The 24408-nt window shown below is 72.7% G+C and carries 20 protein-coding genes, 1 other RNA gene and 2 pseudogenes; 14 read left to right on the plus strand and 9 right to left on the minus strand.

From position 1 onward, the window contains the following. Window positions 1–33: 33 nt before the first annotated feature. Window positions 34–1413, minus strand: a complete 1380-nt coding sequence (locus ABT288_RS09475; protein WP_351604454.1) for a hypothetical protein — start codon at window positions 1411–1413, stop codon at window positions 34–36. A gap of 188 nt (window positions 1414–1601) precedes the next feature. Here ABT288_RS09475 and ABT288_RS09480 point away from each other — a divergent pair, with 188 nt between their 5' ends. From ABT288_RS09480 to ABT288_RS09490, 3 genes are read left to right on the plus strand one after another with little or no spacing between them, the layout of a single operon-like run. After that, window positions 1602–2447, plus strand: a complete 846-nt coding sequence (locus ABT288_RS09480; protein ID WP_351604456.1) for a Nif3-like dinuclear metal center hexameric protein — start codon at window positions 1602–1604, stop codon at window positions 2445–2447. A 15-nt stretch (window positions 2448–2462) separates the two neighbouring features. Continuing rightward, window positions 2463–3206 carry a zinc ribbon domain-containing protein gene (locus tag ABT288_RS09485; protein WP_351604561.1) on the plus strand — a complete coding sequence of 248 codons (744 nt, stop codon included), beginning with the start codon at window positions 2463–2465 and terminating at the stop codon, window positions 3204–3206. Between the two features lie 22 nt (window positions 3207–3228). Then, a complete protein-coding gene (locus tag ABT288_RS09490) occupies window positions 3229–4395 on the plus strand; it encodes a bifunctional RNase H/acid phosphatase (RefSeq protein WP_351604458.1) in 1167 nt (388 codons plus the stop codon). Here ABT288_RS09490 and eda read toward each other — a convergent pair. Together eda and yaaA are read right to left on the minus strand one after the other, a co-directional pair. After that, window positions 4367–5030, minus strand: a pseudogene (gene eda / locus ABT288_RS09495) (bifunctional 4-hydroxy-2-oxoglutarate aldolase/2-dehydro-3-deoxy-phosphogluconate aldolase). The gene ABT288_RS09490 and the pseudogene eda overlap by 29 nt on opposite strands. Window positions 5031–5099: 69 nt before the next feature. Continuing rightward, window positions 5100–5882 carry a peroxide stress protein YaaA gene (gene yaaA, locus ABT288_RS09500; protein WP_351604563.1) on the minus strand — a complete coding sequence of 261 codons (783 nt, stop codon included), beginning with the start codon at window positions 5880–5882 and terminating at the stop codon, window positions 5100–5102. Between the two features lie 74 nt (window positions 5883–5956). Here yaaA and ABT288_RS09505 point away from each other — a divergent pair, with 74 nt between their 5' ends. Further along, on the plus strand, window positions 5957–7390 hold the full coding sequence (locus tag ABT288_RS09505) for an RNB domain-containing ribonuclease (protein ID WP_351604462.1): 1434 nt from the start codon (window positions 5957–5959) through the stop codon (window positions 7388–7390). 3 nt (window positions 7391–7393) lie between these two features. Here ABT288_RS09505 and ABT288_RS09510 read toward each other — a convergent pair whose 3' ends face one another. From ABT288_RS09510 to ABT288_RS09520, 3 genes are read right to left on the minus strand one after another with little or no spacing between them, the layout of a single operon-like run. Further along, window positions 7394–7963: a hypothetical protein gene (locus ABT288_RS09510; RefSeq protein WP_351604464.1), complete on the minus strand. Its 570-nt coding sequence runs from the start codon at window positions 7961–7963 to the stop codon at window positions 7394–7396. 2 nt (window positions 7964–7965) lie between these two features. Beyond that, window positions 7966–8712, minus strand: a complete 747-nt coding sequence (locus tag ABT288_RS09515; protein WP_351604466.1) for a MerR family transcriptional regulator — start codon at window positions 8710–8712, stop codon at window positions 7966–7968. Window positions 8713–8745: 33 nt separating this feature from the next. Continuing rightward, window positions 8746–10305 (minus strand): FAD-dependent monooxygenase, encoded by a 1560-nt coding sequence (locus ABT288_RS09520; RefSeq protein ID WP_351604468.1) that lies wholly within the window; start codon window positions 10303–10305, stop codon window positions 8746–8748. Between the two features lie 47 nt (window positions 10306–10352). On the opposite strand from ABT288_RS09520, the gene ABT288_RS09525 reads away from it, so the two are divergent. From ABT288_RS09525 to mycP, 6 genes and pseudogenes are all read left to right on the plus strand, one after another. Next, window positions 10353–10973: a TetR/AcrR family transcriptional regulator gene (locus tag ABT288_RS09525; protein ID WP_351604470.1), complete on the plus strand. Its 621-nt coding sequence runs from the start codon at window positions 10353–10355 to the stop codon at window positions 10971–10973. A 215-nt stretch (window positions 10974–11188) separates the two neighbouring features. After that, complete coding sequence (locus ABT288_RS09530; protein WP_351604472.1) at window positions 11189–12010, plus strand: helix-turn-helix domain-containing protein; 822 nt, start codon at window positions 11189–11191, stop codon at window positions 12008–12010. Between the two features lie 85 nt (window positions 12011–12095). Then, window positions 12096–12812, plus strand: a pseudogene (locus tag ABT288_RS09535) (DMT family transporter); the annotation flags it as partial. Window positions 12813–12930: 118 nt separating this feature from the next. Further along, window positions 12931–13333: RNase P RNA component class A (rnpB, locus tag ABT288_RS09540), an RNA gene on the plus strand. Window positions 13334–13714: 381 nt separating this feature from the next. Then, window positions 13715–14269, plus strand: coding sequence for a DUF2563 family protein (locus tag ABT288_RS09545; protein ID WP_351604474.1), 555 nt, complete (start codon window positions 13715–13717; stop codon window positions 14267–14269). A 1760-nt stretch (window positions 14270–16029) separates the two neighbouring features. Then, entirely contained in the window at window positions 16030–17334 is a 1305-nt protein-coding gene (gene mycP, locus ABT288_RS09550) for a type VII secretion-associated serine protease mycosin (protein WP_351604476.1), read from the plus strand. A gap of 138 nt (window positions 17335–17472) precedes the next feature. Here the strand turns inward: mycP and ABT288_RS09555 are convergent, their stop codons facing one another. Both ABT288_RS09555 and ABT288_RS09560 read right to left on the minus strand, forming a co-directional pair. Beyond that, window positions 17473–17823: a MazG-like family protein gene (locus ABT288_RS09555; protein WP_351604478.1), complete on the minus strand. Its 351-nt coding sequence runs from the start codon at window positions 17821–17823 to the stop codon at window positions 17473–17475. A 62-nt stretch (window positions 17824–17885) separates the two neighbouring features. Beyond that, window positions 17886–18431, minus strand: coding sequence for a DoxX family membrane protein (locus ABT288_RS09560; RefSeq protein ID WP_351604480.1), 546 nt, complete (start codon window positions 18429–18431; stop codon window positions 17886–17888). A gap of 123 nt (window positions 18432–18554) precedes the next feature. Here ABT288_RS09560 and ABT288_RS09565 point away from each other — a divergent pair, with 123 nt between their 5' ends. Next, window positions 18555–18881 (plus strand): nuclear transport factor 2 family protein, encoded by a 327-nt coding sequence (locus tag ABT288_RS09565; protein ID WP_351604482.1) that lies wholly within the window; start codon window positions 18555–18557, stop codon window positions 18879–18881. Window positions 18882–19374: 493 nt separating this feature from the next. After that, entirely contained in the window at window positions 19375–20661 is a 1287-nt protein-coding gene (locus ABT288_RS09570) for a D-alanyl-D-alanine carboxypeptidase family protein (RefSeq protein ID WP_351604484.1), read from the plus strand. A gap of 220 nt (window positions 20662–20881) precedes the next feature. On the opposite strand, the gene ABT288_RS09575 is transcribed toward ABT288_RS09570, so the two are convergent. Continuing rightward, the gene (locus ABT288_RS09575; RefSeq protein ID WP_351604485.1) at window positions 20882–21640 is read right to left on the minus strand and encodes an SDR family oxidoreductase; all 759 of its coding nucleotides are present in this window, start codon (window positions 21638–21640) and stop codon (window positions 20882–20884) included. Between the two features lie 279 nt (window positions 21641–21919). Between ABT288_RS09575 and ABT288_RS09580 the strand changes: the two genes are divergently transcribed. Both ABT288_RS09580 and ABT288_RS09585 read left to right on the plus strand, forming a co-directional pair. Beyond that, complete coding sequence (locus ABT288_RS09580; protein WP_351604487.1) at window positions 21920–23224, plus strand: multidrug effflux MFS transporter; 1305 nt, start codon at window positions 21920–21922, stop codon at window positions 23222–23224. Continuing rightward, window positions 23164–24348, plus strand: coding sequence for a serine hydrolase domain-containing protein (locus tag ABT288_RS09585; RefSeq protein WP_351604489.1), 1185 nt, complete (start codon window positions 23164–23166; stop codon window positions 24346–24348). Before ABT288_RS09580 ends, ABT288_RS09585 begins: the two co-directional genes overlap by 61 nt. Window positions 24349–24408 lie beyond the last annotated feature (60 nt).

Below are 24408 nucleotides of genomic sequence, written 5' to 3' on the forward strand. Positions count from 1 at the left end.
CGGGCCGAATCCAGGCGCACACGCCAACCGGCACTAGTTCGTTACAAGACGTCCCAGAGGCGCCTGCTGCAACGGCACCGGACGCGCCATCACCGGCCCCGGAGCGCCCGGCGCCACAGGCTCGGGAGCGCCCGGTTCCGCGGGCGCCGAAGCCGGTTCCGCCGGTTCCGGCGTGCCCCATGCCGCGGGCTGCGGAGCGCCTGGTGCGGCAGGCTCCGGAGTACCTGGTCCCACAGGTTCCGGAGGATCCGGTTCCGTCGGCTCCGGGGACGCCCCGAGCGCCCCGGAAGCCGTGCCGTCCCGGACCGGACCCTCCAGACCCGCGCCCCCGGATCCCCCCGAACCCCCCATGACCGCGGCAGTACCGCTCCCCGCGGCCATCTCCCCCCTGGGCGCCGTCAGCTCCGCCACGCCGCACGGAGTCTCCTCCGTGGTGTACGGCAGCCGCAGCACCCCGTCCCGTGTCCACAGCCCGGCCCCGGCCCGCCAGCCCCCGGGCGCCGGGAGATGACTCACCTCCCGCCCGGCCGGCCGCCAGATGCCCACCCAGCTGTTGCCGAACGGCCCGTCGACGCGCAGCGCCACCGCGCAGTTCTCCGGCATCAGCACCTGCCCCGGCTGGATCGCGAACGGTCTCACCGCGCAGTCCGGCACCCTGAGGCACTCCGGGAAACGCACCGGCAGCGTGCTGCCGAGCACGCCCCAGCCCAGCCGTTCCCGCCCCGGCGAGGGCGCGTCGGAGGAGATGAGCAGCAGCCCGCTGTCGGGGTCGGCGAGCAGTAGCCGGTCGTCGCTCCCGGCCGCGATCTGCAAAAGCGGCGAGACCTCCGCGCGCTCCAGGTCCACCACGACCGTCTTGACCGGCCCGCCGGCCGGCTCCCGGTCCAGCGCCAGCATCCGCCCGGCGCGGTCCAGCCAGACCCCGCCCGAACAGCGCCCCGGCACCTCGGCGAGCCGCTCGGGCCCGAACGCCCCGCCCGCCACCAGCCACACCGCACTCGACCGGGGCCCTACGGCGAGGGCGTACGCCCGTACGCCTCCCGGGGCGGGCGGCAGCAGCGTGAGCCGGGTGCCGGGCTCGGGGCACTCCACCGCGCCCAGCGGCAGCTCACCGGTGCCGGGGCCGGTCGGGTACAGCAGCGAGAAGGCGTGCCGGTGCTCGACCAGCCGGTGGATCAGCACCCGGCCGTCGGACAGGGGCTGCACCTCGGTGCCGGGCTCCTCGGGCTGGTTGCCGGGCAGCGGTACGGCGTACGGCTCCGGGCCGTCCAGGGTCCAGCGCTCGGGGAACCAGCAGTCCCCGGCCGGGGCGAGCCGGGCCGCGTACGCGCCGTCCGCCGTCACGGCGAACGCCGTCCCCGGCACACTGTCGTGCCCGCCCGTGGAGGGGGGTTCGATCGCACAGGCCGTCATCGTTCGGTCACCTCCGGCGACGAAGCTAGTTTTCGTACGCACAGGCGGGGGACGGGGCGACTCCTGCTTCACACATACGGGTGGCGCAGAAGCGATTCACCTGAGGAAAGCGGGGCCTTTGTGCTGAGCGGGGTCAGACCGGACGGATGCGGTACGGCCGCCGGGACCAGCCAGGTAGCCTTACCTTCGTGCCCCGTCTGTCTGAAGTCATCGCCGCGCTGGAGAACCTGTGGCCCGCCGAGCGGGCCGAGTCCTGGGACGCGGTCGGCACGGTCGTGGGCGACCCCGACCAGGAGGTCACCCGGGTCCTGTTCGCCGTCGACCCCGTGCAGGAGATCGTCGACGAGGCGGTGAAGCTGGGCGCCGACCTGCTGGTCACCCACCACCCGCTCTATCTGCGCGGGACGACCACGGTCGCGGCCACCCACTTCAAGGGCCGTGCCGTGCACACGCTGATCAAGAACGACATCGCGCTGCACGTGGCCCACACCAACGCCGACACGGCGGACCCGGGTGTCTCGGACGCGCTCGCGGGCGCGCTGGACCTGAGGGTCGTACGCCCCCTGGTCCCGGACCCCACCGATCCGGAGGGCCGCCGCGGCCTCGGCCGCGTCTGCGAACTCGACCACCCGCTCACCGTCCGCGAGCTGGCCGCGCGCGTGGCCGAGCGGCTGCCGGCCACCGCGCAGGGCATCCGGGTGGCGGGTGACCCCGAGCGGCTCGTCCGCACGATCGCCGTCAGCGGCGGCTCCGGCGACAGCCTCTTCGACCAGGTCCGCGCGGCCGGAGCCGACGCCTTCCTCACCGCCGACCTGCGCCACCACCCGGCGTCCGAAGCCGTCGCCCACACCCCCCTCGCGCTGCTCGATGCGGCGCACTGGGCCACCGAGTGGCCCTGGTGCGAGCTGGCCGCGAGCCAGCTCGACGAGATCTCCGACCGCCACGGCTGGGACCTTCGCGTCCACGTCTCCAAGACGGTCACCGACCCCTGGACCGCCCACGCGGCGTCCACCACCTCTAGCACCTCTAGCTGATTCGGGAGCCCCCAACTGAACGCCGCGCCCGCCGACCAGATCCGCCTCCTCGACGTCCAGGACCTCGACGTCCGCCTGCAGCAGCTCGCGCACAAGCGGAGGTCGCTGCCCGAGCACGCCGAGATCGACTCGCTGAACAAGGACCTCGTCCAGCTGCGGGACCTGCTCGTCGCCGCGCAGACCGAGGAGAGCGACACCGCCCGCGAGCAGACCAAGGCCGAGCAGGACGTGGACCAGGTGCGCCAGCGCGCCGCCCGCGACCAGCAGCGCCTGGACTCCGGCGCGGTCACCTCGCCCAAGGACCTGTCCAACCTCCAGCACGAGATCGCCTCCCTCGCCAAGCGGCAGGGCGACCTGGAGGACGTGGTGCTGGAGGTCATGGAGCGCCGCGAGGCCGCGCAGGAGCGGGTGAGGGAGCTGACCGAGCGCGTCGCGTCGGTGCAGGCGAAGATCGACGACGCGGGCGGCCGCCGGGACGCCGCGTTCGAGGAGATCGACGGCGAGGTGGCGACGGTGACGAAGGAGCGCGAGGTCATCGCGGGCAGCATCCCCGCCGAGCTGCTCAAGCTCTACGACAAGCTGCGCGCGCAGCAGGGCGGCATCGGCGCGGCCAAGCTGTACGCCCGCACCTGCCAGGGCTGCCGTCAGGAGCTGGCCATCACCGAGCTGAACGAGATCCGGGCGGCGGCGCCGGACACGGTGGTGCGCTGCGAGAACTGCCGCCGCATCCTGGTGCGTACGGCCGAGTCGGGTCTGTAAGAGTCGGTAAGGGGCTTCAGGGGTGCGGGAGTTCATCGTCGAGGCGGACGGCGGGTCGCGGGGCAATCCGGGGCCCGCGGGCTACGGCACGGTGGTGCGTGACGCGGCCACGGGCGAGCCGCTGACCGAGGTGGCCGAGTACATCGGCGTCGCCACCAACAACGTGGCCGAGTACCGGGGCCTGCTGGCCGGCCTGCGCGCCGCCCACGCCCTCGACCCGACCGCGACGGTGCACGTCCGCATGGACTCCAAGCTCGTCATCGAGCAGATGTCGGGCCGCTGGAAGATCAAACACCCCGACATGAAGCCCCTGGCCACCGAGTCGAGGTCCGTCTTCCCCCCGGACCAGGTCACCTACGAGTGGATCCCCCGCGAGCAGAACAGACACGCGGACCGCTTGGCGAACGAGGCGATGGACGCGGGGGTGAGGGGAGAGCAGTGGTCACCCTCGGAGTCCACGGCGGCTCTGGACACCTCGTCGTCCGCCGCCGGCGGACAGCGTCCTGCCGCCCCCGACGAGCAGCGGGTCTCGACCCCGGGGTGGGGCAGCGCCCCGGACCTCGGTGCCCCCGCCACCTTCGTGCTGCTCCGCCACGGCGAAACCCCCCTCACCCCCCAGAAGCGCTTCTCCGGCAGCGGCGGCACCAACCCCTCCCTCTCCGCCGCCGGCCGCGAACAGGCCCACCGCACGGCCGAGGCACTGGCCAGGCGCGGCACCGTCCAGGCCGTCATCGCCTCCCCCCTCACCCGCACCCGCGAGACCGCGGCCATCGTCGCCACCCGCCTCGGCCTCGACGTGACGATCGAAGAGGGCCTGCGTGAAACGGACTTCGGCGCCTGGGAGGGCCTCACGTTCGGCGAGGTCCGCGAGCACTACCCCGAGGACCTGAACGCCTGGCTCGCCGACCCGGAGGCCCACCCCACCGGCGGCGGCGAGAGCTTCGCCGAGACGGCCACCCGGATCGCGGCCACGCGTGACAAGCTGGTCGCCGCCCACGCGGGCCGCACGGTCCTGCTGGTCAGCCATGTGACCCCGATCAAGACCTTCGTCCGCCTCGCCCTCGGCGCCCCGCCCGAGTCTCTGTTCCGCATGGAACTGTCGGCGGCGTCTCTGTCGGCGGTGGCCTACTACGCGGACGGCAACGCGAGCGTACGGCTGTTCAACGACACGTCCCACCTGCGTCCCTGAGCCCCGCCGCCCCCCCGCGCCAGCTCCTCGACCCGCGCCCAGTCCCCGGCGGCCACCGCCTCCGCCGGGATCATCCAACTGCCGCCCACGCAGCCCACGTTGGGCAGCGCCAGATACTCCGGCGCGCTCGCCGGCCCGATCCCGCCGGTCGGGCAGAAGCGGGCCTGCGGCAGGGGTCCGGCCAGCGACTTCAGATAGGCCGTACCGCCCGCCGCCTGCGCGGGGAAGAACTTCATCTCCCGCACCCCGCGCTCCAGCAGCGCCACGACCTCCGAGGTGGTCGACACCCCGGGCAGGAACGGCACCCCGGACCCGCGCATCGCCGCCAGCAGCGCGTCCGTCCACCCGGGGCTGACCAGGAACCGCGCCCCCGCCGCCACGCACGCGCCGACCTGCTCCGGCCTGATCACCGTGCCCGCGCCGACGACGGCCCCGGGCACCTCGGCGGCGATCGCCCGGATCGCGTCCAGCGCCGCCGGAGTCCTCAGCGTCACCTCGATCGCCGGCAGCCCGCCCGCCACCAGCGCCCGCGCCAGCGGTACGGCGTCGGCGGCGTCGGAGACGACCACGACGGGCACGACGGGCGCGAGATCCAGGACGGAGGCAGCCGAAGAGGAGGGCGGCGGTGAGGTCATGCCCTCATCGTGCCCAGCCGCTGCAGCACACGCAATGAACGTTGCGCATGCTGCAATGCCCCGAGGTCCTCAGTGGATCTCTTCCACCAGCACGTCCAGCGACCACGCCCTGCCCGCCCTGCCCGGCGCCTCCGCCTCCACGACGTACCCGAGCTCCCGCAGCACCCCGACCAGCTCGGCGGGGTTCTCCGGGGCGGTACCGGCCGTCAGCAGACTCCGTACGATCCGGCCCTTGGTCGCCTTGTTGAAGTGGCTGACCACCTTCCGGGTGGGCGCGTGCAGTACCCGTACCGTCGCCGTGCGCCCCGCGAGCTCGCCCTTCGGCCTCCAGGCCGCCGCGTACGCCGAGGAGCGCAGATCCAGCACCAGGCCGTCCCCGGCCGCCTCGGGCAGCACCTCGGCCATCGGCGCCCGCCAGTGTCCGGCCGGCGTGCCGAGCCCCGGCAGCTTCACGCCCATCGAGCAGCGGTAGGAGGGGATGCGGTCCGTGACCCGTACGGCGCCCCACAGGCCGGAGAACACCAGCAGCGAGTCCGCCGCGCGCTTCCCGGCCGCCGCGTCCAGGGTGGCCAGGCCGAGGGCGTCGTAGAGGACACCGGTGTAGATCTCCCCGGCGGGACGGGCGCCGGCCGTGCGCAGGACGGCGTTCTTCGCGACCTCGCCGCGCAGCCCCTCGCTCAGCCCGAGCACCTCGCGCGCCTTCTCCTCGTCACCGGTGCACAGCTCGACCAGCTCGGTGAGCACGGCCTCCCGCGCGGCGGTCAGCCCCGGCAGGGACAGCGACTGAAGGTTCAGCGGGGCGCCCTCGCCCGAGCTCGCCTTGCCTTCCGAGGGCGGCAGCAGGACCAGCAACACGTACTCCTCACGTAGACCTCCGCGACAGCGTACGGCGTGCCGCCCTCGCGACCCCGACCTACGCTCGCTGTATGCCCCGCCGCAAGATCCGCGTGACCGGTGCCCCCGAGGCTCCCCTGCGAGCGGCCCTCGCCGCGCTGCGTGCCGAGCTCGGGCTGCCGCAGGACTTCCCGCCCGAGGTGCGGGCCGAGGCCGAGCGCGCGGCGAAGGCGCCCGCCCTGCCGTCCTACGACGCCACGGACGTCCCCTTCTTCACCCTCGACCCCCCGGGCGCCACCGATCTCGACCAGGCGACGCACCTCTCCCGGCAGGGCACCGGATACCGGGTCCGGTACGCCATCGCCGACGTCGCCGCCTTCGTCGTACCCGGCGGAGCGCTGGACGCCGAGGCGCACCGGCGGGTGAACACCCTGTACCTCCCCGACGGGAGGATCCCGCTGCACCCCACCGTGCTCGGCGAGGGCGCGGCAAGCCTGCTGCCGGACCAGGTCCGCCCGGCCGTGCTGTGGACGATCGACCTGGACGCGGAGGGCCGGACCATCGCCGTCGACGTGTGCCGCGCCCTCGTCCGCAGCCGCGCCGGACTCGACTACGCGCGCGTGCAGCGGGAGATCGACACCCGGGCCGCCGAGGAGCCGGTCGCGCTGCTCAAGGAGATCGGCGAGGCCCGGGAGCGACAGGAGACCGAACGCGGCGGCATCTCCCTGAACGTGCCCGAGCAGGAGATCACCGAGCAGGACCACACCTACGTCCTCGGCTACCGGGCCCCGCTGCCCGCCGAGGGCTGGAACGCCCAGCTGTCCCTGCTCACCGGGATGGCCGCCGCCGACCTGATGCTCGCCCACGGCACCGGCATCCTGCGCACCCTCCCGGCCGCCCCGGACGGCGCCGTCGCCCGGCTGCGCCATACCGCGACCGCGCTGCACATCGACTGGCCGCACCATGTGTCGTACGCCGCGCTGATCCGGACCCTGGACCCGCACCACGCCCACCACGCGGCCTTCCTCCAGGAGTGCACCACCCTGTTGCGCGGCGCCGGTTACACCGTCTTCCGGGACGGCGTCCTCCCCGCGATCACGACCCACTCCGCCGTCGCCGCCCCCTACACCCACTGCACCGCCCCGCTGCGGCGCCTCGCCGACCGCTACGCCTCGGAGCTCTGCCTCGCCGCCGTCGCCGGCCAGGCCCCGCCCGACTGGGTGCTCGCCGCGCTCGACGCGCTGCCCCGGCGGATGGCCGACGGCTCCCGGATCGCCGGCACCGTCGAGCGCGAGTGCGTGGACATCGTCGAGGCGGCCCTGCTCAAGGACCGGGTCGGTGACGTCTTCGACGGCTGTGTGGTCGACGTCGACGAGCACCGGCCGACCGCCGGGACGGTCCAGGTGGACTCCCCGGCGGTCATCGGCCGCATCGAGGGCGACCGGCTGCCGCTGGGCGAACGCCTGCGGGTCCGGCTGGTCCGGGCCGACCCGGTGACGGAGAAGGTCCTCTTCACCGTGGCCTGAGGGTCACCGCGGCATGAGGGCCCGGACGAGCGCGCCGGGGTCGTCGGCATGCAGCCGCACCACGCTCACCTCGCGCGCCCGGCCGAGGAAGGACGTGTGGGTGACGGGCTCGGCGAGTTCGAGCGTGACCGACGTCTGCGAGCCGACGGCGAGGTCGAGCGTCTCGTCCGCGGGAGTGTGCGTGTTCCGCGTCTCCCGGCGCACGACGCTGATCGCCTCCCGTGGTATCCGCAGGTCCACATGGACGCCGTAGCGCACCCGCAGCGTCTCCGGGGTCAGCACATGGGGGCGGACCACGCAGGCCGCGTGCAGGGCGACGACGAACAGCACGGTGTAGATGTCCAGCACCAGCAGGACGTCGTGCGCGGTGGGCATGCCGCGCAGCATCGCGGACACGCCGACCGTCTCGACCAGGCAGACGAAGACGAGTCCGGCCATCGTCGCGCCCTGCCCGCGCATGTACCCGAACGCCCGCCCGCCGGCGGTGCCCTGAGTACGCCGGGCCGGCCACAGCACGAGGCTCGCGCAGAGCCGCGCCTCGTGCCCGGCCAGCCGCCCCAGTGTGCCCAGCATCCTCATCTCCCCCCTCCCGCAAGGATATTGAGGCCGCGGCGGATCGCCTCGGCCTGCGCCGGCGCGAAGTCGGCGTACAGGGCGCGCAGTACGGCGTGGTCGGCGTCGGCCGCCCCCGCCGGCAGCAGCCCGGCCGGGACACAGTCGGCCAGGGCACGCGCCGCCTCCCCCACGCGCGGGTCGTCCGGTTCCGCGTCCGCGAGCGCGTCCAGCAGCGCGTACACCTCCCGGGCCCGGGCGAGGGCGCCCGGGGTGTCCAGGGCGCCACGCAGCGCGGACATCAGCCGCTCCCGGTCCTCGGGCGCCGCCCCGGTGTCGATCAGGGCGAGCACCTCGCGGTCCCTGGCGGCCATGGGGGAGTCGTCGCCGGGAAACTCGGCGAGCAGCGTGGCCAGTTGAGGTGAGACCGGGCCTTCGGCCGGCAGTTCCCCGGCGTCCAGCAGCGCCCGCAGCCGCCGCCGGCGCTCCCGGATCTCCGCCTCCTGCCGGGCGAGGTCCTCGTCGAGTTCGGTGAGCACCTCGACCAGATCCTTCCCGGCGTCGTCGGCGAGCACGTCCCGCGCCTCGGTCAGGCCCAGCCCCAGCTCGGTCAGCCGTCTGATCCGGGCGAGGACGACGGCGTGCCGGAGCGTGTAGTGACGGTAGCCGTTGGAGAGGCGCTCGGGCTCGGGCAGCAGGCCCAGGTGGTGGTAGTGCCGCACGGTGCGCGTCGTGACGCCGACGGCGGCGGCGAGTTCTCCGATCCGCATGGGACCAGTACAGACGTTGACGTCGCGGCAGGGTCAAGCGGCGGCTTGCGGCAGGCCGAGCCAGCGTTCCAGGGGCTCCGGCAGGCCCTTGCCGCCCTCGTCCTCGCCGGCCCAGGCGACGTAACCGTCCGGCCGTACGAAGAGCCCCTTCAGGGCGGGCCGGTCCGGGCACGCGGCCGTGAGGACGTCCAGCCGGTCGCCGTACCCCTCGGTGTGGGCGCGCAGCGCGGGGTCGTCGGCGAGGTCGAGCAGCAGGGCGCGGCCGGTGTGCAGGTGGTCGCCGAGCCGGGAGCCGTCCGCCAGCACCAGGTCGGGGGCGCTGGCGCCGGTCAGCGGGTGGTCGCCGGGCAGGTCGTAGCGCTGCCAGATGCCGGAGATCCTGCTCACGAAGTAGGTCGTGCCCGTGGTGGTCAGCGCCAGGTCGGTGACCACCCGGCGCAGGGCGCGGGCGTGCCCGTCCGGGCGCATCACCGCGATCTGGGCCCGGGTCCAGTCGAGCACCCACGCGCCGATCGGGTGCCGCTCGGCGGTGTAGGTGTCCAGCAGGGACTCGGGTGCCGTGCCGCGTACGACGGCGGCCAGCTTCCAGCCCAGGTTCATCGCGTCCCCGAGGCCGAGGTTGAGTCCCTGCCCGCCGAACGGCGAGTGGACGTGCGCCGCGTCGCCCGCGAGCAGCACCCGGCCCTTGCGGTAGTCGGTGGCCTGGCGGGCGTTGTCGGTGAACCGCGTCGCGGTGATCACCTTGTGGACGGTGACCTCGGGCACGCCCGACACCCGGCGCAGACCGGCCTCGAGCTCCCGGGCGGTGACGGGCGCGGACCGGTCGGCCGGGGGTCCGTCGAACTCCACGGTGAGGATCCGGCCGGGGAACGGCCCGTTGACGTACGTCCCCACGTCGGTGGTGTTCCAGCCCACGCCCAGCCGCTCGTCGCCGGACATCTCCACGACCGCCTGATAGCCGGTGATCTCGGGGTCCGTGCCCGGGAAGTCGAACCCGGCGAGCTTGCGGACGGTGCTGCGGCCGCCGTCGCAGCCGACCAGCCAGCCGGCCCGGACCGTCCCGTCACCGGTGTGCACGGCGACCCCGTCCGCGTCGGCGTCGAAGCCGGTCAGCTCCACGCCCCGGCGCACCTGAACCCCGAGCCGCGCGGCCCGCCGGGCCAGGATCCGCTCCAGCTCGGCCTGGGGCACGCCGAGCCCGCTGTCGGCGGCGGGGCCGACGTCCTCCCAGGCGGGGTCGGAGCCGTCGAAGAGGTCGGGGTCCATCGCGATCCCGGCGAAGTGCCCGGCGAACTTGGGCGGGGTCTTCATGGCGGCCTTGGCCCCGCCGCTCTCCCTGAAGGCACGCAGCCGTTCCCGCACCGCCTCCCACACCGACGCCAGCTCGGGCAGCAGCCCCCGCCGGTAGAGGGCGACCGCGCTCGGGATGTTGACCGAGCCCGCCTTGATCGTCTCGTCCACCTCGGTCAGCCGCTCCACGACCAGCACCCGCGCCCCGCCGAGCCCCAGCTCACAGCCGAGGAAGAGGCCCACGGGGCCGGCGCCGGCCACCACCACGTCGTAGTCCGTGTCCGCGTGATCCGTCGTCGTCATGCCCTCACTGTAGTGACTAAAAGTTTTGAGTGGCTATAGTTTTCCGCATGAGCGAGGAACCGGACGAGGGCCTTCCACTGAGGGAGCGCAAGAAACGCGCCACGCGGCAGCGGATCTCGGACATCGCGACGGGGCTCTTCGTGGAGCGGGGCTTCGACGCGGTGACGGTCGCCGAAGTGGCCCGGGTGTCCGGCGTCTCGGCGATGACCGTCTTCAACTACTTCCCGCGCAAGGAGGATCTCTTCCTCGACCGCATCCCGGAGGCCGTCGGGCTGTTCGCCGCCGCCGTACGGGAGCGCACGGCGGACGAGACCCCGCTGGCCGCCCTGCACCGGCTCGCGCTCCAACTCCTCGACCGGCGGCACCCGTTGAGCGGGGTGGGGGAGACCTTCCTGCCCTTCTGGCGGACCGTGATCGCCTCGCCCGCCCTGCGCGCCCGCGCCCGCGAGGGCGTCGAGGAGGTGGAGCGGGCGCTCGCGACCGCCCTCGGGGAGGCAGGCGTGCCGGATCCGCCCCTCCTGGCGGCCCTGACCGTGGCGGCGTACCGCACGGTCTACGTCACCTCCGCCTGCCGGCTGCTGGCCGGGGACCCGGTGCAGGAGGTGGCGCGGGATCACCGGATGCGGCTGGAGTCGGCGTTCGGGGCGCTGGAGCGGATGGTTCCCTGAGGTGGGCCGCCACCCGGCCCAGCCAGTCCTGAAGGGCGCCGGGGCGCCGTCGAAGAGCCGGCACCCGGCCCTCCACCCCCACGTGTACCGCCTCGCCACCGAACAGCCCCCGCCCCGTGCCGAACTCCGGCCGTTCCCGCGGAAGCCGACCTGGGTGCGGCATGGAAGCGGGGCCCGAAAGCGTTGCACTCTTGGTTGGAGAGGGGTGATGGGGGATGGCGGAACAGGCGCTGTGGACGCGCGCCCGGCTGGGGCACGGCGGACCTCCGCTGGACCTGCTGACGGCGAACTTCCGCCGGCACACCTACGCCCCGCACGCCCATGACGAGTACACGATCGGCGTCTGCGTCGGCGGCAGTGAGGTGATCGACTACCGGGGCGGCCACATCCGCACCGGCCCCGGCACGATCGTCGTCCTCGACCCGGGCGAGATGCACACCGGCGGCCCCGGCAACGCCACCGACGGCTACGCCTACCGCGCCCTGTACGCCGAGCCGTCCCTCCTGGCCGACGGCACCCTCTGCGGCCTCCCGCACTTCCGCGAACCCCTCCTGGACGACCCCGAGCTGGCCGGGGCCCTCCACCGCGCCCACACGGAACTCGCCGCCTGCCCGGACCCGCTGCAGGCCGAGTCCGTCCTGCCCTGGCTGCTGACGGCCCTGGCCCGCCGCCACTCCACGGCCAGGGCCACCTCCGACGAGATCCCCGGCGCGGGCGCGATCGCCCTGACGGTCCGCGACCGCCTCGCCGACGACCTCACGGCACCCCCACCGCTGGCCGACCTCGCGGCCGAGCTGGGCCTGTCCCGCTACCAGCTCCTGCGCGCCTTCCGTACGACCATGGGCATACCCCCGTACGCCTGGCTCGCCCAGTACCGGGTGAGCAGGGCGCGCGGACTGCTGGAGGCGGGCCTGCGCCCGGCCGAGGTGGCAGGGCTGGTGGGCTTCGCCGACCAGGCCCATCTGACCCGCTGGTTCCGCAGGGTGCTCGGGGTGACGCCGGCGGCGTACCGCAACAGCGTTCAAGACGCCCGGTGAGGCGCCGGCCGAAACTCACCGTATGACTGCACGCGGCTGGTTCCTGTTCTCCCTCATGGGAGTGATCTGGGGCATCCCCTATCTCATGATCAAGGTGGCGGTGACCGAGGTGTCCCCGTCGGTGCTGGTGTTCACGCGCTGCGCGCTCGGCGCGGCCCTCCTGCTCCCCTTCGCCGTACGGCAGGGCGGCCTGCTCACGACCGTACGCACCCACTGGCGCCCCATGCTGGCCTTCGCGTGCCTGGAGATCATGATCCCCTGGTTCACCCTCACGGACGCCGAACGGCACCTGTCCAGCTCGACGTCGGGCCTGCTGATCGCGGGGGTACCGATCGTGGGCCTGATCGCGGCCCGTCTCCTGGGCGACACGGAACACCTGGGAGCCCGCCGGCTGTCCGGCCTCGCCCTCGGGCTGGCCGGCGTGACGGTCCTGACCCTGCCCCACCTGACCGGCGGCGACGGCCGCTCCCTGGCGGAGGTCCTGGTGACGGTCGTGGGCTACGCGACCGCTCCGCTGATAGCCGCGCGCCGCATGAAGGACGTCCCGTCACTCCACCTGACCTCGGCCTGCCTGACCCTGGCGGCGCTGGTCTACGCCCCGCTGGCGATGGCCACGCGCCCGACGTCCGTCCCCTCGTCCTCCGCGCTGGCGTCCCTGGCCGGCCTGGGTGTGCTCTGCACGGCGGTGGCCTTCGTGGCGTTCCTGGAGCTGATCAAGGAGGCGGGCCCGACGCGGGCGACGGTGATCACGTACGTCAACCCGGCGGTGGCGGTGGCGGCGGGCGCGATCTTCCTGGACGAGCGCCTGTCCGCGACGGTCCTGATGGCCTTCGCCCTGATCCTGATGGGCTCGGTCCTGGCGACGGCGGCAGCGGGTCCGCGCCGCTCCCGGCGCCCGGTACCATGGTCGACACGGCAGACGAGCCGGGCGGACGGCCGCGTGGAGTCCCCCTAGGGGGCTTCCCGAGGAACGTCCGGGCTCCACAGGGCAGGGTGGTGGCTAACGGCCACCCGGGGTGACCCGCGGGACAGTGCCACAGAAAGCAAACCGCCCGGGGCTGCGGCCCCTGGTAAGGGTGAAACGGTGGTGTAAGAGACCACCAGTGCCCAGGGTGACCTGGGCAGCTAGGTAAACCCCACCCGGAGCAAGGTCAAAAGGAAACACTCCGGTGTTTCTGCGCGGACGCTCGAGGGCTGCCCGCCCGAGTCCGCGGGTAGACCGCACGAGGCCGGTGGCAACACCGGCCCTAGATGGATGGCCGTCGCCCCGACGCCCGCGAGGGCACCGGGGAACAGAACCCGGCGTACAGCCCGACTCGTCTGCCATGGGGGCCCTGACCAGGGAACGTCCTGGCCGGGGCCTTTGTGCGTCCGGCTGGGGTTTCTGCCCGCACCTGCGGCCTCGCGGGGGTTCCCGGGTGACTGCGCACGCGCTGTGCACCGCGGCCGGGTGCCATGGGGCCTACGCCCCTGCCCCGTTCCCGGCTGCAACAAGGACATGGCTGGAGGCAGCGGCGTGCCTGTGACGTACGGCATGCCCACTTTCCGGTCAGTCGTGCACCGGGGCGGCGTCAAGATTCCGTGAGCAGGAAAGATCACGAGTATCGTGCCCGGGTTGCTTCTGTTACGGATGGAGATGGCAGGGGCACCACAAACCAGTGGCTGAGGTGCCGCTGAGGTGCTGACCGCACGGGGGAGGACTCGATGGCCGACAACACGGGGGATCCGCAGGCAACGGCGGCTGCGCTGGAATCGGCGGCCGGCGCGCTGGCCGCGTCCGGCATCGGGCCGATCGCAGGCATCGGGGCCGTCATGGCCCGGGAACTGCGGGTCGAGGCCGAGACTTTGACCGCCTTCAGGAACCGGGTGAACGACCTCCTGACCCGGCTGGAGAACTCGAAGGCCGCCCCGCACAGGATCGCGGACGGCGCCCTGCCGACGGGCCGGCTGGGCAACTTCGACGAAGCCGACGCGCTCCACGGTGCCTACACCCAGGTGCATTCCCAACTGGAGCGCCTTTCCAAGATGCTGGCGCTGCAGATCGAGGGGCTGATGGTCACGGTCGACGCGTCGAAGAGCAACTATCACCATCTCGACGTCGACGTTCGCGATCGCCTGCACCGCATCCGTGTCGAAGCCGACAAGCTGGCTGTCGATGAGGCCCGGCCGGAGGCAAAGGGACACGCTGACGGCGGGACGGATGCACCCGGCCATGGCCGACACGGCTCCACGTCCGACTCGCAGGCGGGCGGCCTGTGATGTCCGTGGTGATGAGGCAGCGCGACGGGATGGTGTCGAAAGGGAAGGCGGTGGGACTCCATGTCTGACTTCGCCAACCGCATGTGGGAGTCGGTCAGGCAGGAGCGGTTCCTGCTCCAGGACCCCGAACAGCTGTGGGCCATGGTCGAGTCGGCCGACGGGCCGACGGCCGGCGCCCTCGGAAAGCTTCTGACGGAGGCCGCCAAGACGATCAAGGAGATCGGCGGCGATCTGCTGACCCACAGCATGGCGGTCCAGTGGGAAGGCGAGGGCGGCAAGGCGTTCCGGACCTGGTGCCACCAGGCGGCGCTGACGACAGTGAGCCTGGGCGACTACAGCGAGAACGCAGGCAAATGGCTGGGCCACGCGGCGGACACGCTGCACGAGGTCAAGCCGCAGCTCGAGATCCTGCGCAAGCAGAGCGCGGGCCCGCGCTCGGTGCTGGAGGCGCACGCGGCGAAGGCGACGAACGTCGGCGATCACGGCGGCGGCCCGTCGGACTCCGAGGTGACGAAGGCCAAGACCCAGTACGCCAGCACCCGTGCCGAGGCCGGGGGGCTGATGATGAAGCTCGCCCAGTCGTACACGGCCTCGACGGAGCAGATCAGCGCGCTGGAGGCACCGAGGTTTCCGGAGTTGCCTCAGCGATTCGTGCCGGATCGGTTTGGCGGCGAAACCCACATTTCCGCGCCTACCGACGGAGGGAAGGGGACTTACCCCGGGACGCCTGTGCGAACGGAGGTACCAGCACGGCAGACAACCGTCGACTCCAGCGTGAGCCCGACAAGTCCTGTGTCGAGGGTGTCCCTGCCACACCATCCAACGGATGTAGCCAGCGTGTCAGATGTGCCACTGCCGCGACATCACGTGGATGCCGCGAACACGGTCATCGACAGCACAGGCACCCTGCCGTCTCCGGTGAATCCCGCCTCCCCGTCAGCGCCGCCTGTCGGACCGGGCGCTCCGGACGGTCGGACACCGTCGGTGACCGGGCCTCTCCCGCCGGCGTTCGGGACGGGAACGCCCCTGCCTCCCGGCGTCCGAGCCGGAGGAGAGCGTCATGTGTACGGAGGCCGGGGCCCCCTGACCACGCCATCCGGACCGGGCACATCCACGAGCCCGCGTATCCCAGGACGCGGATTCTCCGGCCCCTACGGCCCCGGTGCGACCGGTGGTCAGTCCGGCGCTGAGCCTGGGCCGACCGGCTCCCCCTCTGCCAGAAGCGTCAGTGGCATCACAGGCGGTCGTCCCGTCCCGCCAACGGCGGGACGGCCTGCCGGTGCGATTCCACGGGGCAACGTCGTCGGCGGCACCCCGATCGAGCAGCAAGCTCCCAGCGGCCGTGGCGCCGGGCTGAGAAGCCGTGCCGCAGGAGCCACGCCGGCCCGCGACGAAGACCGCACTGCGAACCGGGAGGGTGCGGCGCGAGGGCGAATGCCTGCCTCGTCCAACGGGATCGTCGGGGGGCAGCCCAGACCTTCCCGAGACCGCAAGCGGGCAGGTTTCACCTCGAGAGGTGTCCGACCCGCAAGCGAAGCGAGCGCAAACGAGCCGTCGCAGCAGCGAGTTGGACCATCGCGTGGTGTCTCCGCCCCCGCCCCGAAGCGTGACGACCGCTCCGCCCGCGACAGGCGTTCTGGCAGCCGCGAGACCGACCGGACGGAGGACAGGGAGCACCAGGCAGAGGAGAAGAAGAACCGAACGCTCCCACCGCCCCTGCCCGAAGGGCCCGATGGAGACATAGGACGAGAAGGATGACCATGCGCAGCCGCAGCGAGCGGGCAAGCCGGCACAGCCGGGCCGTGTCCGCAGCCGTGGGGGCCTTGTTGGCGAGCATCGCCGTCACTCCGGCGTACGCCGACACCGTCCGCGAGCGGCAGTGGTACCTCGATGCCATGCACGCCGATGAGATGTGGAAGGCCAGCACGGGCAAGGGCATCACGGTCGCGGTGATCGACACCGGTGTCCAGGCCGATATTCCGGACCTGCGTGGCCAGGTCGTGGCCGGCAAGGACTTCTCCAAGCGCGCCGGTGACGAACGCACGGACTACGACGGTCACGGCACCACCATGGCCGTACTCATCGCCGGTACGGGTGCCAAGGGCGCCACGACGGGCTCGTACGGCCTGGCCCCCGGGGCAAAGATCATGCCGATCCGCACTCCGGGCTTCATCGAGCGCAACCGCACCGACGGCAATCAGGACGATTTTCCCACCGCCACGGCGAAGGCCATCCGGTTCGCGGCCGATTCCCGCGCCCAGATCATCAGCATTTCGGGAGGCAGCGCCGCGAATTCTCGGGAGCTGACGGACGCCGTCGCCTACGCGCTGTCCAAAGGCAAGCTGGTCTTCGCAGCTGTGGGCAATGACGGCGACGCCCTCAACGAAGTCAATTACCCGGGCGCCACTCCCGGCGTAGTGGGCGTCGGAGCGATCGACAAGAACGTCAAGGCGACGAAGGAGTCCGAGCACGGCCCCCAGGTCGATCTGACAGCGCCGGGCGAGGACATCATCTCCGCCTGCCTCGGCGGCACAGAACTGTGCAGTTCGCACGGCACCAGCGACGCCACAGCCCTCGCCTCCGCCTCCGCCGCCCTGATCTGGTCCAGGCACCCGAACTGGACCAACAACCAGGTCCTGCGCGTCATGCTCAACACGGCGAGCAAGCCGACGAGCGGCAAGGAGCGCACCGACTACCTCGGCTACGGCGCCGTCCGCCCCCGCATCGCGCTGACCGACCCCGGTGACCCCGGCCCGGCCGACGTCTACCCCCTGCCCGACTTCAAGCAAGCGGCGCCCAAGACACCCAACGGGTCGGCCACGGCCCCCGCGAAGGATGGCAGCAGCCCATCGCCGGCAGCATCCGCATCTGGGAGCGGCGGCTCTGCACTGCCATGGATTCTCGGGGGCGCTGGAGCCGTAGTGCTTGCCGGTGGGGTTCTCACCGCCGGAGCGGTGCGCAGGCGCCGACGCTCAGCGGCGGCAGCCCAGACTCACGTAGCCATGCCACCGGGGCCGGGGCAGACGCCGTGGTACGGAGACAGCAACTACGGGGGGAGGCCCTGAGATGGCGTGGGACGAGTGGGAACAGCGGAAGGCCGACGCGCCGGCCCGCAGGCAGAGCGGGACTCACGTGCAGAAACGTTCGTAGGCTGAGGCAGCCTGGGCATCACGCAAGCGCGGATCGCGAACCCGAGTGCGGTTTCACACCGGCGGTTTCAGCGGCCGCTCCCGCACCCCCTCCAGATGCCCCTCGAACACCTCCCGTGCCTCAGGTGTCAACGTCCGCAGGGCCACCAACGCCGTGATCGCCACGTCGCACAGTTCCGCCTGGACGTCCTCCCACGTGTGGGTGACGCCCTTGCGGGGGTTCTGGCCGGTGGCCCCGATCACCGCCTCCGCGACTTCGCCGACCTCTTCGGACAGCTTGAGAATGCGCAGGAGCAGGCCCTCCTGTCCCGCGTGCCTGCGGGTGGCCTCCAGGCGGGACCAGAGTTCGTCGATGGTCGGCCAGAGGGCCGTGGCGGCGGTGCCCGTGGTGTCCTGATCGGTCATGCCGGGCAGCTTCCCATGGTCGCGGCACCGCGCCGTACCGGCTACCGGTCATCGGTCATCGGCTACTCCTCGAACAGCACCTCCTGCTGCCCCTCCGCCCTGAACCGCACCCGCTGGTTCCGCGCCCCGATCACCAGTGCCGTCGCCGCCGCCGTGACGCCCAGGGCCACCGGCACCATCCAGCCCCGGTCGAAGACGTGGCCGAGGGCGTGATCGAGGGAGAGGCGGCCGGGGCCCGTCACCGCGAGGCCCGCTGCCGCGAGGCCGAGGCTCGCCGCGTACTCGTAGCCGCCCTCCTGGGCGAAGAAGCCGTTGGGCAGGTGGACCGTCGCCGCACCGGCCATCGCGCCGGCCGCCGCCGCGCCCGCCGCCGGGGTCGCGAGGCCCAGGGCGAGGAGGGTGCCGCCGCCGGCCTCCGCCAGGCCGGCTGCGGTCGCGCTCGCCCTGCCGGGCGCGTAGCCGACGGACTCCATGAACTGGCCGGTGCCCTCGAGCCCGTGCCCGCCGAACCAGCCGAACAGCTTCTGCGCGCCGTGCGCGGCCAGCACCCCGCCCGTGCCCAGCCGGAGCAGCAGCAGGCCCAGATCACGTCGGTCGGAACAGCTCACGGTGACTCCCGGAAGGAGAGGCGGAGAGGCTCGTGTGCCCACCGTCGCAGGTCCGGCGCCGGTCGGCCCGCTGTGGATGGCGTTCGGGTGGCGGGACCGGGGTGGCGGTGTGACTCTGACGCCATGACGATTCAGCCAGCCAAACTCAGCGATCCGGCCGTCCGGGCCTTCGTCAACGCCGTCAACTCCCATGACAGGGAGGGCTTCATGGCGCTGCTCGCCCCCGGCGCCACCATGGCCGACGACGGCTCCGACCGTGACCTCGCCGAGTGGATCGACCGGGAGATCTTCTCCTCCCACGGTCACATGGAGGTCGACAACGAGTCCGCCGGCGGCCGGGCCCTGATCGCCCGCTACCGCAACGACACCTGGGGCGAGATGCGCACCAAGTGGGCCTTCACCGTCGAGGACGACGGGCGGATCTCGCGGTTCGAGACCGGGCAGGCATAGAAGGCTCCGGGTCTTGCCTTCGTGTGCGCTCCACCTCCTGGCGTCCCTGGGCATGACGGACAGCACGAAGAGGACCCTGGGACGAGCCACCGCCGGGCCGAACTGGAATCGCGGCCCCTGAGAGGCGAGCTGCCCGCCGTCGGTGCCGAGGCCGTAGGCCGTAGTCCGTAGAGCGATTTCAGGACCTTGTCCCGTGCCTGCGTCATGCCGGCCGACACCGAGTTGACGGTGATGAACAGCGCGATACCGAGCGCCGGACTCGGGCAGATGCAGACCCGGGCAGATGCCGAACATCCCGTTTCTCGAGGGTACTTGGCGCCCACTGGGGGCGCGGCCACAGGCCAGGGAGGAACCTTGAGCCGCCCTGGGCGAAGGGTGTGCAAGGGCTGAGGAAACCGGGTAACTCATCCGATTTTCATAACGTGGCAAATTCCACGGCCGCGACGGGCCCGCGCTGCCGAATCCGCTGCTGGGCGCGGTGTACCGTCCCCGAGTGCGCGAATGTTCCCGGCTCAGCCGGCGTGCCGTCCTCGGACTGACGGCCGCCGCCCTTCCCCTGTCCGCGTCCACCCCGGCGTCCGCCGCGACCGTGATCGGCGGCGAGCAACTGGCCCGTACCGGCGTCCAGGTGCGCGGTGCCTCCGGACTGCCCGAGAAGCTCACCGCCCGTTCCTGGTTGATCGCCGACTGCGCGAGCGGTGAGGTACTCGCCGCGTTCAACGCGCACCGGCGGCTCCCGCCCGCGTCCACGCTGAAGATGCTGTTCGCGGACACGGTGCTGAAGAAGTTCGACCGCACCGAGCGGTACACGGTGAAGGACTCCGACCTCGCCGACGTACCGGCCGGCTCCAGCCTGGTCGGCGTCAAGCCCGGCATCACCTACACCGTCGAGCAGTTGTGGCAGGGCGTGTTCCTGCGCTCCGGCAACGACGCCGTGCACGTGCTCGCCCACATGAACGGCGGCATCGCCGGCACGGTCGCCGAGATGCAGGCCAAGGCCGAGGACCTGCAGGCCCTGGACACCCATGTGGTCAGCCCCGACGGCTTCGACCACCCGGGCCAGATCTCCTCGGCGTACGACCTCACGCTGTTCGCCCGTCACGGTCTGAAGAACGCCGACTTCCGCGGCTACTGCGGCACGCGGACCGCCGACTTCCCGGCGGGCGGCAGGAAGACCTTCCAGATCCAGAACACCGACCGCCTGCTGACCGGGGCGTGGGGACTGAGGACGTACGACGGCCTGATCGGCGTCAAGAACGGCTACACCAGCCACGCCGGGAACACCTTCACCGGCGCCGCCACCCGGGGCGGCCGCACCCTGCTGGTGACGGTCATGCACCCCGCCGAGGGCAGCAACGCCGTCTACGAGCAGACCGCCGCGCTGCTCGACTGGGGCTTCGGGCCCGGGCGTTCGGCGCGGGCCGTGGGCACGCTGGTCGATCCGCTCAGCGAGGGCGGGGCGAAGGCGGGTCCGGCGCCCGCGCGGAATGCGGCACAGGCGGCGGCCGGCGCGCCCTCCTCGGGTTCCGGCGGCCCGTCCCCCGGACGGCTGGTGGAGGGCGCGGCCGGTACGGCGCTGCTGCTGGCGGCGGCGGGGGCGGTGGTGGTCAAACGGCGGCGCAGGGCGGCTGCGGCGGCAGCACCGGCCGGGACGTCCGAGAGATCCGAGAGGTCCGGGGCGTTCGAGAGGTCCGGGGCGTTCGAGAGGCCGGAGGCGTTCGACAGGCCCGACGGGGATGATGCGGGCGCCACGGAGCCCGGCGGCCGGCACCGGCGCTGAACAGTGCGGCGGCCGTTCCACCGACCGGCGTGCACCTCGCGTCCCGTCGCGAGGTCCACCCCCAACTCCGGCCCGGTGGAACGGCCGTCGCCTCCCCCCTCGGTGATGGCTGCGGAATCCCCGTGCTTCAACTGTGAAGCTCTCGTGAAGGAAAGTTGAGCATATAGGCGCGACATGCCGCAATACCGCGGATGTTCGAATTCCGCTTGCGGACGTGGGCTCAGCCCCGCCCGATGTACGGCATCGCCGTCGCCAGCACCGTCGCGAACTGCACGTTCGCCTCCAGCGGCAGCTCGGCCATGTGCCGCACGGTCCGCGCCACGTCGGCCACGTCCATCACCGGCTCCGGGACCACCTCGCCGTTGGCCTGCAGCGCGCCGGTCTCCATCCGGGCCGTCATGTCGGTCGCCGCGTTGCCGATGTCGATCTGCCCGACGGCGATGCGGTACGGCCGCCCGTCCAGCGACAGCGACTTGGTGAGGCCGGTCAGCGCGTGCTTGGTGGCGGTGTAGGCGACCGAGAACGGGCGGGGCGTGTGGGCCGAGATGGAGCCGTTGTTGATGATCCGGCCGCCCTGCGGATCCTGCTCCTTCATCCGCCGGTACGCCGCCTGGGCACACAGGAACGCCCCGTTGAGGTTGGTGTCCACCACGTGCCGCCAGGCGTCGTACGACAGCTCCTCGACCGGCACCCCGCCGGGCCCGAAGGTCCCCGCGTTGTTGAACAGCAGGTCCACTCGCCCGAACCGGTCCGCCGTCGCCGCGAACAGCGCGTCCACGTCCTCGGGCCGGGACACGTCGGTGCGGACGGCGAGGGAGGCGCCCTCCGGCACCAGCGCCGCAGTCTCCGTCAGCGTCTCGGTGCGCCGGCCGGCCAGCGCCACCGACCAGCCGGCCCGCAGCAGTTCCACGGCGACGGCCCGCCCGATGCCGGACCCGGCGCCGGTCACCACCGCGATCTTCGATTCCCTGTCAGTCATGGCACCGCAGCGTAGGCGGCGAGTCCGCCATGCGGAATGCCGCGTCCGCCATACGGTTACCCGGGATGGCGGCCACCTCGCAACGGGCGGGAGCCGTTCACGCGGGACCCGCGTAGGGCGGGCGCCACCTCCGCTCCGCCCTCACCCCATCCATCGGTCATGTGTACCCCGGCAGTGTGTGCGAGCTGAGAGCATGGGTGCCGGTCGTTTTCGGCAAGCGGCCGATTCGGCAAGCGGCCGATTCACCGAGGCGGTCGTTTCACCAAGGGGAGGGGACAGATGCCCGAGTACGCCGCGGCACCGACACCGGACACCCACCGGTCGCCCACCCCGCCCCGGACATCCGCTGCCACCCGCCGCACCGGCCCGCTCGTCACCCTCGTCCTGGGCGGCCTCACCGCGACACCCCCGCTCGCCATGGACATGTACCTCCCCTCCCTGCCGGAGGTCACCGGGTCCCTGCACGCGCCCGCCGCCACCGTCCAGCTCACCCTCACCGCCTGCCTGCTGGGCATGGCCCTCGGGCAGCTCGTCGTCGGCCCGATGAGTGACCGCTGGGGCCGCCGCCGTCCGCTGCTCGCCGGACTCGCCGTCTACCTCCTCGCCACCGCCCTGTGCGCCCTCGCCCCGAACGTCGAGACGCTGGTCGCCTTCCGGCTGGCCCAGGGCCTCGCGGGCGCCGCCGGGATCGTCATCGCCCGGGCCGTCGTACGCGACCTGTACGACGGCGTGGCCATGGCCCGCTTCTTCTCCACCCTGATGCTGATCTCCGGGGTCGCGCCCATCGTGGCGCCGCTGATCGGCGGGCAGATCCTGCGGGTGACGGACTGGCGGGGGGTGTTCGTCGTCCTGACGGCGGTCGGCGTGCTGCTGGCCGCGCTCGTCTGGCTGCGGCTGCCCGAGACCCTGCCGCCGTCGGAACGGCACGACGGGGGAGTCGGGACGGCCCTGCGCGCGATGCGCGGCCTGCTCGCCGACCTGCCCTTCACCGGCTACATGCTGGCCGGCGGCTTCGCCTTCGCGGCGCTGTTCGCGTACATATCCGCCTCCCCCTTCGTCATCCAGGAGATCTACGGCGCCTCCCCGCAGACCTTCAGCCTGCTGTTCGGCCTCAACTCGGTCGGCCTTGTGGTCGCCGGGCAGGTCAACGGCAAGCTGCTGGTCGGCCGGGTCGCCCTGGAGAAGGTGCTGGCCTGCGGCCTGGCGGTGATCGTGCTCGCCGCGGCCGCCCTGCTGCTGATGTCCGCCGGCGCCCTCGGCGAGGTCGGTCTGCCGCCGATCGCCGCCGCGCTCTTCGTCCTCATGTCCGCCATGGGCATCACACTCCCCAACGCCCAGTCCCTCGCCCTGCTGCGCACCCGGCACGCCGCCGGCTCCGCCTCCGCGCTGCTCGGCACCTCCTCCTTCCTCGTCGGAGCGGTGGCCTCACCGCTCGTCGGCGTCGCCGGAGAGCACACCGCCGTCCCCATGGCGGTGGTCCAACTGGCGGGATCACTGGTCGCGGCGGCCTGCTTCATGGGAATGTGCCGTCCCTGGAACACGCGTGGGAACACACGTGCGGGGTCGGAGGGAGACGAGAACTGAGCGCACCGAGACTGCGCGCCGACACACCGGAACGGGCCGGGCTGGACCCGGCCGAACTCGGGCACCTGGTCGGCGAGGTGCACGCCCTCACCGCCGGAGACCGCCCCTGGGCGGCCGGCGCCGTCGTGCTGGCCGGACGCGGACCGGTGATCGCCGTGGCCGAGGCCACGGGCTGGGCGGTCCGCTACTCCGCCTACGACCCCGAGAGCGACGCCGGTGTCGAACTGCCGCCCGCTGCCCGGGTTCCGGCCACCGTCGGCACCCCCTTCGACCTGGCCTCCCTCACCAAGCTGTTCACCTCCGTCGCCGCCGTGCAGCAGATCGAGCGCGGCACCCTCGGCATGGACGCCCGGGTCGGCGACTACCTGCCCGACTTCCACGCCGCGGCCGCCCACGGCATCACCGTGCGGCAGCTGCTCACCCACACCTCCGGGCTGCGCCCCGAGCTGCCGCTGTACGACTGCCCGGACCACGCGAGCCGGCTCGCCCGGCTGCGCGCCGAGGCCCCGGCCGGCGAGCCCGGCCGGTACCTGTACTCCGACCTGAACATGCTCGTGCTCCAGTCCGTGCTGGAGCGCATCACCGGCTGTGGCCTCGACGTCCTCGTCCAGGACGGCATCACCCGCCCGCTCGGCATGACGGCGACCTGCTTCGGGCCGTGCCCCGGCGCGGCCGCCACCGAGGACCAGCGACGGCCCTGGGCCAAGGCGGACCGCGGGATGCTGCGAGGAGTGGTCCACGACGAGAACGCCTGGGCGCTGGGCGGGGTCGCCGGACACGCCGGGCTCTTCTCCACCGCCCGCGACCTGGCCGTCTTCTGCCGCGCCCTGCTCGCCGGCGGCTCCTACGGCCCCGCCCGCATCCTCGGCCCCGACTTCGTCGAGCTCCTGCTCACCCCGCCGGGGCTGGGCTTCGCCGTCGACCAGCCGTGGTTCATGGGCGAACTCTCGGGCCACGGGGCGGCGGGGCACACGGGTTTCACGGGTACGTCGCTCGTCCTCGACCCGAGGACGGACACGTTCCTGGTGCTGCTGGCGAACACGGTCCACCCGAGAAGGCGCCCGCCGGACAGCGGGCCAAGGGCAGCGCTGGCCACGCGGCTGGCGAGGGCGGTGATCTCGTGACGGCTCCTTCCAGCCGACCGGGACGGCTGGTGGGTGGGCATGGGCCGGGGTCTGGGGGCG

The sequence above is a fragment of the Streptomyces sp. NPDC001093 genome (assembly GCF_040298985.1).
Lineage (GTDB): Bacteria > Actinomycetota > Actinomycetes > Streptomycetales > Streptomycetaceae > Streptomyces.